This is a genomic window from Erwinia magellanica (assembly GCF_039023495.1).
In the GTDB taxonomy this organism is placed as follows: Bacteria; Pseudomonadota; Gammaproteobacteria; order Enterobacterales; family Enterobacteriaceae; genus Erwinia.
Map to the genome: position 1 here is coordinate 247387 of NZ_JBCHVC010000003.1, position 12680 is coordinate 260066.

At 55.3% G+C, this 12680-nt stretch carries 13 protein-coding genes and 3 tRNA genes; 9 read left to right on the top strand and 7 right to left on the bottom strand.

Annotation, left to right across the window (positions count from 1 at the left end; genetic code table 11):
• The first annotated feature begins 118 nt into the window (after positions 1-118).
• The 4 genes from rsmC to AAH450_RS12820 all read left to right on the top strand — a co-directional run bounded on the left by rsmC (position 119) and on the right by AAH450_RS12820 (position 1668).
• Positions 119-1153 (top strand): 16S rRNA (guanine(1207)-N(2))-methyltransferase RsmC, encoded by a 1035-nt coding sequence (gene rsmC, locus AAH450_RS12805; RefSeq protein WP_342910569.1) that lies wholly within the window; start codon positions 119-121, stop codon positions 1151-1153.
• 186 nt (positions 1154-1339) lie between these two features.
• A tRNA-Leu gene (locus AAH450_RS12810) sits at positions 1340-1426 on the top strand.
• 33 nt (positions 1427-1459) lie between these two features.
• Positions 1460-1546: transfer RNA gene (locus AAH450_RS12815), tRNA-Leu, on the top strand.
• A 35-nt stretch (positions 1547-1581) separates the two neighbouring features.
• A tRNA-Leu gene (locus AAH450_RS12820) sits at positions 1582-1668 on the top strand.
• 131 nt (positions 1669-1799) lie between these two features.
• On the opposite strand, the gene AAH450_RS12825 is transcribed toward AAH450_RS12820, so the two are convergent.
• Entirely contained in the window at positions 1800-2084 is a 285-nt protein-coding gene (locus AAH450_RS12825) for a DUF1435 domain-containing protein (RefSeq protein WP_342910570.1), read from the bottom strand.
• 258 nt (positions 2085-2342) lie between these two features.
• On the opposite strand from AAH450_RS12825, the gene AAH450_RS12830 reads away from it, so the two are divergent.
• The 3 genes from AAH450_RS12830 to AAH450_RS12840 all read left to right on the top strand — a co-directional run bounded on the left by AAH450_RS12830 (position 2343) and on the right by AAH450_RS12840 (position 5220).
• Positions 2343-3443, top strand: a complete 1101-nt coding sequence (locus AAH450_RS12830; RefSeq protein ID WP_342910571.1) for a GGDEF domain-containing protein — start codon at positions 2343-2345, stop codon at positions 3441-3443.
• A 443-nt stretch (positions 3444-3886) separates the two neighbouring features.
• Entirely contained in the window at positions 3887-4681 is a 795-nt protein-coding gene (gene fhuF / locus AAH450_RS12835) for a siderophore-iron reductase FhuF (protein ID WP_342910572.1), read from the top strand.
• A 71-nt stretch (positions 4682-4752) separates the two neighbouring features.
• Positions 4753-5220, top strand: a complete 468-nt coding sequence (locus AAH450_RS12840; protein WP_342910573.1) for a YbaK/EbsC family protein — start codon at positions 4753-4755, stop codon at positions 5218-5220.
• 57 nt (positions 5221-5277) lie between these two features.
• On the opposite strand, the gene AAH450_RS12845 is transcribed toward AAH450_RS12840, so the two are convergent.
• Genes AAH450_RS12845 through AAH450_RS12860 form a run of 4 tightly spaced genes read right to left on the bottom strand, consistent with a single transcriptional unit; the run spans position 5278 to position 8137 of the window.
• Positions 5278-6027, bottom strand: a complete 750-nt coding sequence (locus AAH450_RS12845; protein WP_342910574.1) for an anti-sigma factor family protein — start codon at positions 6025-6027, stop codon at positions 5278-5280.
• Positions 6024-6533: an RNA polymerase sigma factor gene (locus AAH450_RS12850; RefSeq protein WP_342910575.1), complete on the bottom strand. Its 510-nt coding sequence runs from the start codon at positions 6531-6533 to the stop codon at positions 6024-6026. Before AAH450_RS12850 ends, AAH450_RS12845 begins: the two co-directional genes overlap by 4 nt.
• Before the next feature lie 6 nt (positions 6534-6539).
• Positions 6540-7082, bottom strand: a complete 543-nt coding sequence (locus tag AAH450_RS12855; RefSeq protein ID WP_342910576.1) for a cytochrome b — start codon at positions 7080-7082, stop codon at positions 6540-6542.
• Positions 7079-8137, bottom strand: coding sequence for a catalase family peroxidase (locus AAH450_RS12860; protein ID WP_342910577.1), 1059 nt, complete (start codon positions 8135-8137; stop codon positions 7079-7081). The genes AAH450_RS12855 and AAH450_RS12860 overlap by 4 nt, the downstream gene beginning before the upstream one ends.
• A gap of 126 nt (positions 8138-8263) precedes the next feature.
• Between AAH450_RS12860 and AAH450_RS12865 the strand changes: the two genes are divergently transcribed.
• Together AAH450_RS12865 and AAH450_RS12870 are read left to right on the top strand one after the other, a co-directional pair.
• On the top strand, positions 8264-8812 hold the full coding sequence (locus tag AAH450_RS12865) for a DUF2946 domain-containing protein (protein ID WP_342910578.1): 549 nt from the start codon (positions 8264-8266) through the stop codon (positions 8810-8812).
• A gap of 81 nt (positions 8813-8893) precedes the next feature.
• Positions 8894-10441: a PepSY-associated TM helix domain-containing protein gene (locus AAH450_RS12870; RefSeq protein WP_342910579.1), complete on the top strand. Its 1548-nt coding sequence runs from the start codon at positions 8894-8896 to the stop codon at positions 10439-10441.
• Between the two features lie 189 nt (positions 10442-10630).
• Here the strand turns inward: AAH450_RS12870 and AAH450_RS12875 are convergent, their stop codons facing one another.
• Positions 10631-11605 (bottom strand): nucleoside hydrolase, encoded by a 975-nt coding sequence (locus AAH450_RS12875; RefSeq protein ID WP_342910580.1) that lies wholly within the window; start codon positions 11603-11605, stop codon positions 10631-10633.
• Positions 11602-12651, bottom strand: coding sequence for a LacI family DNA-binding transcriptional regulator (locus AAH450_RS12880; protein ID WP_342910581.1), 1050 nt, complete (start codon positions 12649-12651; stop codon positions 11602-11604). The genes AAH450_RS12875 and AAH450_RS12880 overlap by 4 nt, the downstream gene beginning before the upstream one ends.
• Between the last annotated feature and the right edge of the window lie 29 nt (positions 12652-12680).

Genomic DNA, 12680 nt, shown 5'->3' on the forward strand with positions numbered 1-12680 from the left:
GTTGCCATGCCCTCCGGGAGCAACTCTGAATAAAAAGGAATGCAGGTTCTCCGCAGGCTTTGCTGCAACTCCGGCTAATTTGGGTATAATCGCCGCTCTGATTCGTAAGGAGCCACCGATGTCTGCATTTAGCCCGGCCAGTGAAGTGATACTGCGCCACAGTGATGAATTTACTCAACGCCGCGTACTGTTTGCTGGCGATCTGCAGGATGACCTGCCCGCCCAACTGGACACCGCACTGAGTCGGGTACATACCCAGCAATATCATCACTGGCAGATCCTGAGCCGCACGATGAATGAGCACGCCCAGTATGGGCTGGTGGCGACAGCGGAAACCGTGGCCGGGTGCGACACCCTGGTCTACTTCTGGCCGAAGAACAAACCCGAGGCGCTTTTTCAGCTGGAAAACCTGCTTTCCCTGCTGCCGGTAGGGAGTGACATCTTTGTGGTGGGTGAAAACCGCAGCGGCGTGCGCAGCGCAGAACAGATGCTGGAATCCTGGGCAACCCTGAACAAAATTGACAGCGCCCGCCGTTGTGGTCTCTATCACGGTAGTCTCGACAAACAGCCAAAGTTTGATGCTGAAGCCTACTGGGATGAGTATCCGCTTGCGCATCTGACCATTAAAACGTTGCCGGGCGTATTCAGCCGTGACGGTCTTGACGCTGGCAGCAACCTGCTGCTTTCCACGCTGCGCCCGCATATGAAAGGCAAAGTGCTGGATATCGGCTGTGGCGCTGGCGTGCTCTCTGCCATGCTGGCCAGCTTCTCACCCAAGGTCCGTCTCTTTATGACCGACGTTAATGCCGCCGCTGTGGAGGCGAGTAAAGCTACGCTGGCGGCTAATGGCCTGGAAGGCGAAGTGTTTGCCAGTGACGTCTACTCAGAGGTGAATGGCCGTTTCGATATGATTATCTCTAACCCGCCGTTCCACGATGGAATGCAGACCAGCCTGGACGCAGCACAGACGTTGATCCGCGGCGCGGCGAAGCACCTGAACATGGGCGGCGAATTGCGCATCGTAGCCAACGCCTTCCTGCCCTATCCGCAGGTGCTGGATGAAACTTTTGGCAGCCATGAAGTGCTGGTGCAGAACGGCCGCTTTAAAGTGTATCGTGCTGTCCTGCAACGCGCAGCCAAAGCGAAGCGCTAAAGAGAGAGCGGCGAAAAAAATCGCCGCTGTTTTACGCAGCAAGTTCCTGATTCCCCACCTCAAGCCGCAGAATGTGACTTTTTACAACGATTCTGGCAACAGCGCTAAATAACTGTTGACGTCCCCCGGAAAATCTCTAGAATGCGCCTCCGTGGTTGCAATACAGTTTATCTGTATTGAAGGTATGCGAAGGTGGCGGAATTGGTAGACGCGCTAGCTTCAGGTGTTAGTGTCCTAACGGACGTGAGGGTTCAAGTCCCTCTCTTCGCACCAACAATCACGTTGTTCATATTACGCAGCATTAGAGCGATGGTGGCGGAATTGGTAGACGCGCTAGCTTCAGGTGTTAGTGTTCTTACGGACGTGAGGGTTCAAGTCCCTCCCTTCGCACCAATGCGGTGATATGAATAAAGAAAGTTCAACAGGATGCGAAGGTGGCGGAATTGGTAGACGCGCTAGCTTCAGGTGTTAGTGTCTTAACGGACGTGAGGGTTCAAGTCCCTCTCTTCGCACCAGGTTGACTCTCCTTGTTTTGCCCTCCTTACTGTCTCTTTGACCTTCCGTAACAGCTCCTGTTTTCTTAATCTTGCGACTCCCTTTATCTCTTATCTCTGCGCATGCTGGTATGACAGTGTTCTTGCCCTGTTTATAGCGATCCAAAGTTCAGGGTAATGGCTGCCACGCCTCCGGCCAGCGCCAGACAGGAAGGCAGCAGCAGATAGTGACGCAGACGTTGGTGAAAAAGCATCACTAACGTGGCCAAAAGAGCAACCACCATCACCACTCTCCAGCCGGAGAACGAAAGATTCATCAGAGCGATAAGGGGCATCACTGCACAAGGCAGCAACACTCCCCAGCCGCTATCAAGCCGTTTACCTGACATCCAGCTTATTCCCCAAAGTCCGCATGCGGTGATCATTGCTATCAACATCGCCGTACCCACACCCTTTCAAATGATAATGATTCCCAATAGCATATAAGAATATTTATCAGTATGCAGCACTTTTGTTGTCACGCTGCTGAAACTTTGCACTCACAGATGACACTCCTGATGTTAAGTGATAGATTGAAACTGATTACTATTAAGAAAATCCAAATAATAACAGACAGAAACTATTCCAGGCACGAAATAGTCCACCCCTGGGGTTAGGGGTGCGGCTTGTTTCAATGCAGTCACGAGTAGAAAATAATGAAATTACAAAGTTATGATGAATTGCTTAACAGCAAGCATCGGCTGTCGCTGATGCTCTTTCTTTTTTTAAACTCAGCAACGTCCTTATTTAGTTTATGCGGCATTAATGGAAAAATGGCTACTTTCCAGTATTCACCGCCCACAATAATTATTGCGCTATTCAGCGCTTTAATTGTGGCCTGGATGCTTTTAAAGCCTTCAGGCAAATTTCCGATATTAAATATCGTGGCGCTCATTACCGGTTTACTCTGGACATGGCAAATATACCTTAAGTATAAATCGGTATTTTATTTCGACAGCAGCTTTCTGGTGATCAGCCTGATCAGCGTCTTTTTTATCAGCGCGATTGCGTTAGGCGATCACCTGCTTGCTTTCTGTCTGCATACGGCACCACCCTCGGTGGCGGTACTGCTGCTGGATCATGGCCAAAACACGGTACTTATTCTCTTCACTATCGCCTTGCCGCTGATAGGCTTTACGCTGCACCATCTGATGCAGCGTCGCCGCGACAGGTTTACCCGCCGTCTGATGCGCCAGCTCTATGAAGAGAAAGAGACCTACAGCGATCTCAGTATGCTGGACCCGCTGACCGGTCTCTATAACCGCCGGGGTTTAAAAAACCGGCTGGAGAATATCCTTGAAAATCATGCAGGAAGCCACTTTGTCCTGCTGCTGGATATCGACCATTTTAAAGCCTATAACGACAACTATGGCCATGCGATGGGCGATCAGGCGCTGGCTCGCGTCTCTGTCGCCATTCGCGATGCCGTGCGGTCCAGGGACATTGTGGCGCGCTATGGCGGAGAAGAATTTCTGGTGCTGCTAACTAACGTCAATGAGTCGATTGCCCGCAGGCTTTCAGAGCGTATCCGGCAGTATGTCCTTAACCTTGAAATCCCTCACCGCTTCAACGATCGGGTAGCGACTCATGTCACGGTCAGCGCCGGATTTGCCCCCCTGTATGAAGAGGATTTTGACAGTGCGCTGGCTAATGCCGATCGCGCGTTATATCTGGCTAAGAATCGTGGGCGTAATACTATTCTTTCCTATGAAGATATTGCCAAAGGCAGCCTGGCCCAGCCAGCGGATGCCATGTAGTTTCTTGTTATGGCCCAGGGACGGGGCCAATACTTTTATTAATCTGATCATTAATTTTAATGCAAATGCCATAGAGAACGGCGCAGTTTGGGTTAATGGAGCCTGGGCGCAGGAAAATACATTATTAACCTGAATCTAAAATAACGCTCTGTTGGATCATTTTTATTGAAAATGCATCCTATTAAGGATGCCTGAAAAAAATATTACTCCTGATTATTCCTTAAACCTGGAATTAATGCCGGGTACCTTTTATTTCCTCCCTGCTCATTGCTGCCAGCAGGGTTACAGAAGAAATAAAAATAATCTGTCCTCTGTGCTTTGCCTGCCGCTTAACCGCCCTGGCCCGATCGCCCCTGACACAAAATGAGGCTTGTTTGTGCAATTTTCCTCAGATAGAATCAAGAACGATTATCGTTTGCACTTCGATTCACTCTGGAAACCTCATGGCTACTCTCATCCGTCAGGCAGTTGAGTATGGTTCACATCCGCTGATCTTTTTGCAGAGCAGCCGTCCGCTGGCGCATTCCCTGCGGGCACTGTTCAGTGAAAACCGTGCATGGTTCCTGGAAAACGTGAAGCTGGGAGAGGAAGCGCCCGCCAGCACGATGACGCTGGATCGCTGGTCTGCTCCTGAGAATTTTGCCCGGCTGAATGCAGAGTACGGTGATTTTATCTATCGCGAACAGAACGATCTGCCGCGCGAGCATAAGCCGTTACAGTCACTCTGGGCGCAGTGGTACTTCGGCCTGGTACTGCCGCCGATGATGATGGCGCTGCTGCTTGAAGCGCGCGCGCTGGATTGCTCTCCTGAGCACTGTCACGTTGAATTTCATGAGACCGGCAGACCGGCGACCTTCTGGTTTGACGTCCGCGAAGATGAAGAGGCGCGTTATCTCTCTCCTCGCCGCCGGATGGATCGCCTGATCCAGCAGCATCTGATCCCGGTAGTACGCGGCATTGAGCAACATGGCGAGATCAACGGCAAACTCATCTGGAGTAACACCGGCTTCTCTGTCTGGTGGTTCCTTGGCGAGATAGCTCCCCTGCTGGGTGAGCCGCTGCGGGTCGAACTGGAACACGCCTTCTTCTTCTCTAAGACCCTGCTCGACGGGTCAGAAAATCCCTTCTACCGCACTATGCTGCCGCGTGAGGGTGAAATGCAGCGGCGTACCTGCTGCCAGCGCTATCGCCTGCCTGATGTCCAGCGCTGCGGTAACTGCACGCTAAAACCCGTCTGATTTCACCCTTCCCGTTTACAGTTAGTCTGCTCTGTGGCAACTTTATGCGCTTCGTTATGTGGGAGAAAAGCATGAGCCTGGAGTCTGTACGGCAGTTCTTTGCCGAGCGCGCCCCTGAAATTGGCATTATTGAACTGAGCGAGAGCACCGCTACGGTTGCGCTGGCAGCCCGCGCCCACCATGTGGAAGCTGGCCAGATTGCCAAAACGCTGTCGTTAAAGGTGAAAGACAGGGTGATTTTGATTGTGACTCGCGGCGATGCCCGACTGGATAATCGCAAGCTGAAGGCGACTCTGGGTGCCAAAGCACGCATGTTAAGCACCGATGAAGTGGTGAACTGGACAGGCCATCCGGTGGGTGGAGTCTGTCCCTTCGGTCTGGAAACGCCGTTGCAGGTGTTTTGCGATGTGTCGTTAAGGCATTATCAAGAAGTGCTGCCTGCCGCAGGATCCATTAACAGCGCGGTACGCATCGATCCGGAAACGCTGGCTAAGCTGACCGACGCCACCTGGGTTGACGTCTGCGAGATCCCTGCCTGACTGGCCGCGCAGGCTTCAGGATGTAAACAGCCTTACCCTCATCTGTCAGATGCATTATCAGCTGGTTGACTGCCGGATAGCTTCCCGCATGTCATCAAGCTGCGTGCCCTCCGAGGGTGTAACCAGCGCATAGTTGTAGTGGTTATCGCTCCAGTATTGCGCCATCAGGTCGCTGCCCCGGCGTTCGCCCTGCGGCAGCTTAACGGGTTCGATCGGGCGGATATACCAGGCGACACGGGTACCTTCCGGGCTTTGATACATCACCAGCGCCGCCGGACCGTTATCGGTTGTCAGCAGTCTTGCCCCCAGCAACCGGTAGCCAAACTGTTCAAGATTGGGCGGCAGCGTGCCGTTGATAAAATAGCGCTGCACCCAGGAGGCCAGTTCACCCTCCCCTGCCGGGACCACATCCAGATTAGCCGCCGTTGCGCTGCCAAAAAGCTTGTAGGCCTGCATCGCATCCTCCATCGGTAAATGGGTTTGCGCCATCTGCACATTCTTCAGCTGCCAGCCAGACCAGCCGCCCACGCCAAGCGTCATGACCAACGCAAAGGCCGCGGCAGCTTTCCACTGCCGCTGCTGACGAACCCGCTGACGAAGCTGCGAAGGCTGCGGCGTTTCCATAGGGAGTGGCTGCTGATGAAGTGCAAGGCGCAGCTGTCTGGCATCCTGCCGCCAGCCTTCCACCTTCGCGGCCTCAGCAGGATGCTCCGCCAGCCAGCGTTCCACATGCCCTGCGGTTTCTGCATCAAGCTGGCCATCCAGCCAGGCGTGCAGTTGCTCTTCATCAGGTTGCTGGCCCCTCATTTTATCCTCCTGAATGCGACGGCAGCCGTTTGCCCGTCAAGATGTTGATGCAGTTGTTTACGCGCCCGTGACAGGCGTGACATCACCGTTCCCACCGGAATAGCCAGGGCGGTTGCCGCTTCCTGATAACTCATCCCCTCTACGCTTATCAACAGCAGCAGCGCCCTGGCATCCGCAGAAAGCCGTGCAAACTGCTGTAGAGTCTCATCGGCTATCGCCAGCGTTTCCGCAGAGTCACCGGAGTCTTCCTCACCCGTGAAAAAGCCCAGCAGCCGCTGATAACGTTTGCGCCGCCGCTCACCGTCAATAAACTGCCGGTAAAGAATGGCGAACAGCCAGGCCCGCAGGCTCTCCTCTCCCCGGTAGCCTGACCAGCGGCTGAGCGCTCTGGTCAGGCAGCCCTGAACCAGATCTTCGGCGCTGTGAGGATTGCGGGTCAGCCACAGCGCAAAGCGTTGCAGATGGGGCAGAACATCCCGGATCTGTTGATCTGTAAGCGGCGGCATAGCGACTTATCCCCGGCGTTTCGAACCCGTCATACTGCTGAACACGCCATCCCGCAGGATCAGCCCATGGAGCAGCGCAGCGGCCAGATGCATCATCACCGTGATAAACAGGATCAATGCAACCCAGGTGTGTAGCGGACGCAGCAGTGCGTAAAGATCGTTACTGATCGGTACGATCGGCGGCAGTACAACCCCACTCCCCAGAGTAACAGGATATCCTGCTGCCGACAGCATTGCCCAGCCAATCAGCGGTTGCGCCAGGATCAGCGCATACAGTACCCAGTGAGAGAGATGCGCCACAGCTTTTTGCAGGCCGGGGATACTGTCAGGTAAAGGCGGTTTCGCCGTGGTGAAGCGTATCACCAGCCGCACCACCACCAACAGCAGGATCGCCACACCCAGAGGCTTATGGATAGCCACCAGCAGGCCATGCAGCGAGGAGACGGTAGAGACCATCCCCACGCCAATAAACAGCATTGCCAGAATAGCCAGCGCCATCAGCCAGTGCAGCATGCGGAGTGCGGGATGAAAATAGGTGACCTGTTTCATAAGTTTGCTCCCGATGTGCCGTGGGCTTCTTCCTGCGTGCGGCGATTGTATGATTTGGCATAAGCGGCAGAACGTGCGTTCAGCAATGGATCGTCAGAGGCTGCAATACCATCCGGCAGGATCAGCGGATCGTAATTAATGTTATTGCAGGGACCGCCCTCCTGCGGCACGGTGCGGTTCAAAACCAGAGTACCGGCCGTAAGCGTCTGGCGGTCTGCTGGCCAGACTTTACTGGCATCGTTGCTGATATCACCCTGAGCGGCCACCGTGAACACCAGATCCCACTTCAGTGGCCCCTGCGCCAGGCGTTTTTCGAGATCCTGCTGAAGGAAATCTTTGTTCTGTTTGTCCTGAGGGGAGATCGCTTGCCAGGCCTGCTGCGGCACCATGCTCCAGCGCACCAGGTGACTTTGACCGCTTTTGTCGATCAGACGGAAGGCGTTGAGGCTGTTGTAACGATCCACCGCCCAGCTTGCGGAAGGGACATACTGTTTCACCCAGGCGCCAAAGGCTTTCGCTTCCGGATGCGCGGCGGCAAATGCCTGCATCTTTTGCGGGTCGGGCTTGCCCGTTGCAGGGTCCGGCTTTGAGGCAACAAGCTGATCGTAAAAACCCTGCGGCGTGGCAACCGGGAAAAAGGGCATCGCATTCATTCCGGTGCGCCACTGCTGGCCGGAGGCAGTAGTGAAAGCCAGCGCCATACTGCGAATGGGCACAGCGTAATCTGGCGCGCCGGCATTACCGCCAGCAATGGCAAAGCGCCCGGTCACCGGCGTAGTGGTAGCGGCTGCGAACAGAGCGGCACGGGAAAGCGAGCTGACGTTGCCGTTAGCCTCAAACTCTCCAGTCACGCAGAGACCTTTAGCATGATTGCGCCTGAAACCCGGTTTTTCTCCCGGCCCGTGTTGCAGCGTGTTGACCAGTTTATCGGCAGAGAGACGCTGGGGCGCAAGCCAACCGCCCGCCCATAAAAACAGCAGCGCCAGCAAAAGAGGGATCCCTCCTACCAGCGCCAGACGCAGGATACGCGGAAGGATTGTCGTGGATTGGGTCATATTGAGTGCTCACAAGTTTAGCCAATGAGCAGATAAAACGAACCAGCAGCGGCTTTATTCCCTCGGGGAAAAAATATTTTTTTGCTACACTCCACGGCGTTGAGAGCTAATCAGGATGTTCATGGTTTGTCGCTGATTCAGATGCACCGCTCACCCAACCGCTTCGCGGCCTGGCTGGCGGTGTGCGCCATTTTGCTGTTATTTATTGCCCCGGTGATTTCCAAATCCCTGGTCAATGAGGCTGGACGTCATTCCATGATGATGCCGGGCATGGTGATGGCCGACGACGATGAAATGAGCATGACAGCTCCTCCAGCCATGACTCACCATCATGAGATAAACCTGTCTGCTGAAGGAGACATGGCTGCCAGCGGGGAGACAGGCACATCATCAGATAATGCCCTCTCCCATCAGGAGATGAGTCCGGGCGCTATGGCAGCAATGTCGCCGCTTGAGCATGCGCGAATAATGCAGCATCACCCCATGTCGATGATGGATGACAGCGCCTGTGGCTACTGCGTTCTGCTGGCGCATTTACCGCTCGACCTGACCAACTTACCGGCTCTCTGGTCGGCCCTTCAGGCCGCCAAACAGCCCGACCTGCCGCTGTTCCGCCCCGTGGTGGCGCGGTTTATACCCCGTTTTTTCCATCCCCGCGCCCCGCCCGTTTACTGAGCCAGTGTCGCTTTAACCACACTGCTGCCGTCATTACGGCAGACACCTGCTCATGCCTGATCACAGGCGGATGGAATAATTATGTCAGATAAAATCCTGGCGCACTCTGCACGCGCCGAACAATCCCGGAGCGCACTTCTGCCGTTGCTGCGCCGCCTGCACTTTTATATTGGCCTGTTTATCGGCCCGTTCATATTTGTCGCTGCGCTGACTGGCGCCCTGTACGTTATGACGCCGCAGCTTGAAGCGGCGTTGTATTCCCATCAGCTCTATACCAGCAGTCAGGGTCCGGAAAAAACGCTGGCGGAACAGGTTCGCGTGGCGGAGGACTATATTGGCCCGGACGCGACCATCACCGCCCTTCGCCCTGCCCCCACAGCGGGTGAAACGACTCGCGTCATGTTTACTGTGCCGACAAAAGGCTCTGCGACCACGGCGGTATTTGTCGATCCGCACACGCTGGAAATCCGCGGGATGCTCAATGTCTATGGCACCAGTGGCGTGCTGCCGTTACGTACCACGCTGGATTATCTGCACCAGAGTCTGTTGCTGGGCGAGGCTGGCAGAAACTACAGTGAACTGGCTGCCAGCTGGTTATGGGTAGCTGCACTGGGAGGCTTGCTGTTATGGGCCACCAGTCGGGCGCCGGGGAAGATCAAAAAGGGCCACCGCTCACGCGGCCAGAGCCTGCTGCGGCACCGTTACTGGCACAGCACCCTGGGCGTCGCTCTGCTCCTGGGATTACTGTTTTTCTCGGCAACCGGCCTGACCTGGTCACGCTGGGCTGGCGAGAATATCTCCTCAATGCGCAGCCATTTTGGCTGGCTGACCCCTTCAGTTAACACCCAGTTGAGTCCCTCTGCTGAAGAACACCATATGGCATCGGCTTTATCAGCTCATAATGAGACCGGAGAGCACTCGGGTCATTCTGTGCCGGTGAGCGGGGATGAATCAGGAGAACATGCGGGCCACTCTGTGCCTGCGAGCCGCAATATTCCGCACCAGCCAGCGGATGAGCATGCGGAACACAAGATGCAGGCCATGACCATGGCTGAAGAGTCCGTCGCCAAAGTCGCTATTTTGCCTGAGCAGTTTGATGCGGTGGTAAAAACGGCGCGTGATGCCGGGATTTCGGCAGGAAAAATTGAAGTGCGCCCCTCAACTCGCGCCGATAAGGCCTGGACCGTCAGTGAAATCGATCGTCGCTGGCCTACGCAGGTCGACAGCGTGGCGGTCGATCCGCGCAATTATGCCTTGCTTGATAAAGTGGAGTTCGCGCAGTTTGGCCTGCTGGCTAAGCTTACGCGCTGGGGAGTGGATGCCCATATGGGCGTACTGTTTGGCCTGCCGAACCAGCTGATTCTGGCGGTATTTGCGCTGGGGCTTTGTGTGATGATCGTAATGGGGTACCGCCTCTGGTGGCTGCGCCGACCGGCCGCAGGCCAGGGACCGCACCCGGCAGAAACGCTGCTGTATCACTGGCGAAGGCTTTCACTCAGCGCCCGGTTTATCCTGCTGGTGGGAGGAGTGGCACTGGCTCTGAGCCTGCCCTTAATGGGGATCACTCTGCTGATAATGCTGGTGATTGATCTGCTCCGCTGGCAGCGGGCAAACAGGATAGCGGCTTAGCGAAATGCCACACGGCCTTTGTCGGGGCCGCAGCCTTTGCCCCGACAGAAATGCCGGTACGAAGAGAGAAGCCTGACTCACAGCAGCTGACCCTGTAAGAGCAGCTGTCTGATTGACAGTGTCAGCCTGATTAACAGAAGTCACTCTGTCTCAGCATCAACTCCTGAACCGGAATTGATGCTGAGATCTTCACGTCAGCGCTTTCTCAAGCATGGCGATCAGCAGCCGGTTATCCACCGTTTGCAGCACGTGGATCAGTCCGCCGTTCGGCGCGCCAATCCCAACGTCTACCCACAGCGGTTGACGATAACGCCATGACTTGCCGCGCGTCTGACCGGGACGCAGTTCAATCTCTACATAGTAATCTGCTGCCGTGGCAACCTGCTGATTTAACAGCCAGGCGATAACCAGCGCATCATGGATCCTACAGCCGGGAAGTTTGCGCGTCTGGATGGAGTAATCTATCCAGGGCCGCACCGTTTCGGTGACAAAGTTCGAAAGCGCAGTGTTCAGCCTGGCAATCCGGTTGAGGTCATTATGGGTCATCAGCGTCTGGCTGGTGACATCCATCGGCACCAGCGTAATGCTGGCCCCGCTGGTTAATACCTTCTGCGCCGCCTCCGGATCCAGGCCAAAGTTGGTGTCTTTGATATAGTCATCCAGGGCAAAAACCCCGCCCATGATGGCTATCTCCTGCACGGCATCAATCATCTCGGGATAGCGCTCCATCGCCAGCGCCACGTTGGTTAGCGGGCCAATCGCTACCAGCGTTATCTGCCCCGGATTGGCGCAAATCAACTTTGCGATAGCCTCTGCCGCTTCCTCTTCCGGGGGCGAAAACAGCCGTGGCTGGCGGACTCCTTGCCAGAGATGCGCAAGGTTGCTGTTGTGAACACGGTTATCCAGCGCTTCCCGCCACGGCTCTGACGGCTCCATAAGGGCGCGGTCGGCTCCTTTTACCACAGGCACGGCGAGGCCTAATCGCTCCACCAAATCCTTTGCCACATTGAAACCCTGTTCGCAGGGGGTATTGCCTGCCACAGTGGTGATCAACTCAAGTGAAACATTGGCCGACCCAAGCGCGAGCGCAAGAGCCAGGCCGTCATCTACATTGGCACCGATAATGCCGTTTCCTGGGTCACAATCAATAATCAGTCGTTTCATTTTATTATCATATTTTTACGGCGTTGCTCGCTATCGCTAAAGACGCAGCCGCAGGATTCACCAATTTCCAGCTGATGAGCAAACTCACTCAGCTGTGCCTCGCCTTCCTGGGCGGACAACATTGCAATGGCCCTTTTTGCCATTTCCTCAACCGGCTGACGCACGGTGGTCAATGAAGGGACATGAAATGCTGACTGTTCCGTTCCATTAAAACAGACCAGAGCAACCTGCTCTGGTACTGAGATGTTGTGCTCTGCCAGCACGCGAATGCAGCCGATCGCCTGCGTTTCGTTAGTGGCAAACAGGGCGCGAGGCAGAGCGCCATTTTTCAGCATTCTTTTTCCTGCCTCATAGCCGCCCTCACGCGAATAGCTGGTGGGGAAAATCCATTCCGGGCGTTCGGTGACGCCAAAATCTGCCAGCGCCTCTCGCCATCCGGCCAGGCGATCCTGAGTGTTGAGCCGCTCAAGCGGGCCGCAAATAACCCCCACCTCCTTGTAGCCATGACTCAGCAGATGCGAGGTGACCTGATACGCCGCTGCACGCTCATCCACGCGCAAAATATTCACCTTCAGCGCCGGATCGACGCGGTCCAGCATCACCAGCGGCGTGCCGGTGGCCCGAATAATATCGATATAGGGATGACGGTCGACGCTGTTATAAAACAGTCCGTCAACCTGCTGGCTCAGGAGCGTATTAATCAGCTCCAGCTCGCGCTTGCGGCAGTCACCTGCATCGCCCAGCAGCATAACCATGCCGTTGCTCAACGCCTCCTGCTGCAAGGCATGGGCAAAAGAGGCGATAAAGGTATTGGAAATATTGGGTACGACCAGACCGTAGGTTTTACTGGTTCCGGAAGCCAGCGCTCTGGCAACGCTGTTGGGGCGATACCCTGTTTTTTTGATCGCCTCGAGGATGCGAAGCCGCGTTGCTTCTGCAACCGGCCTCGGACCATTATTGATAACGTAACTCACCACCGCTACGGAGGTGCCGGCCTCCCTGGCCACATCTTTACGGGTCGCACGGTTGAGCGGGTTTTTTGCCAATGTTTCGCCTTATGGAGTGGCGAGCCGCA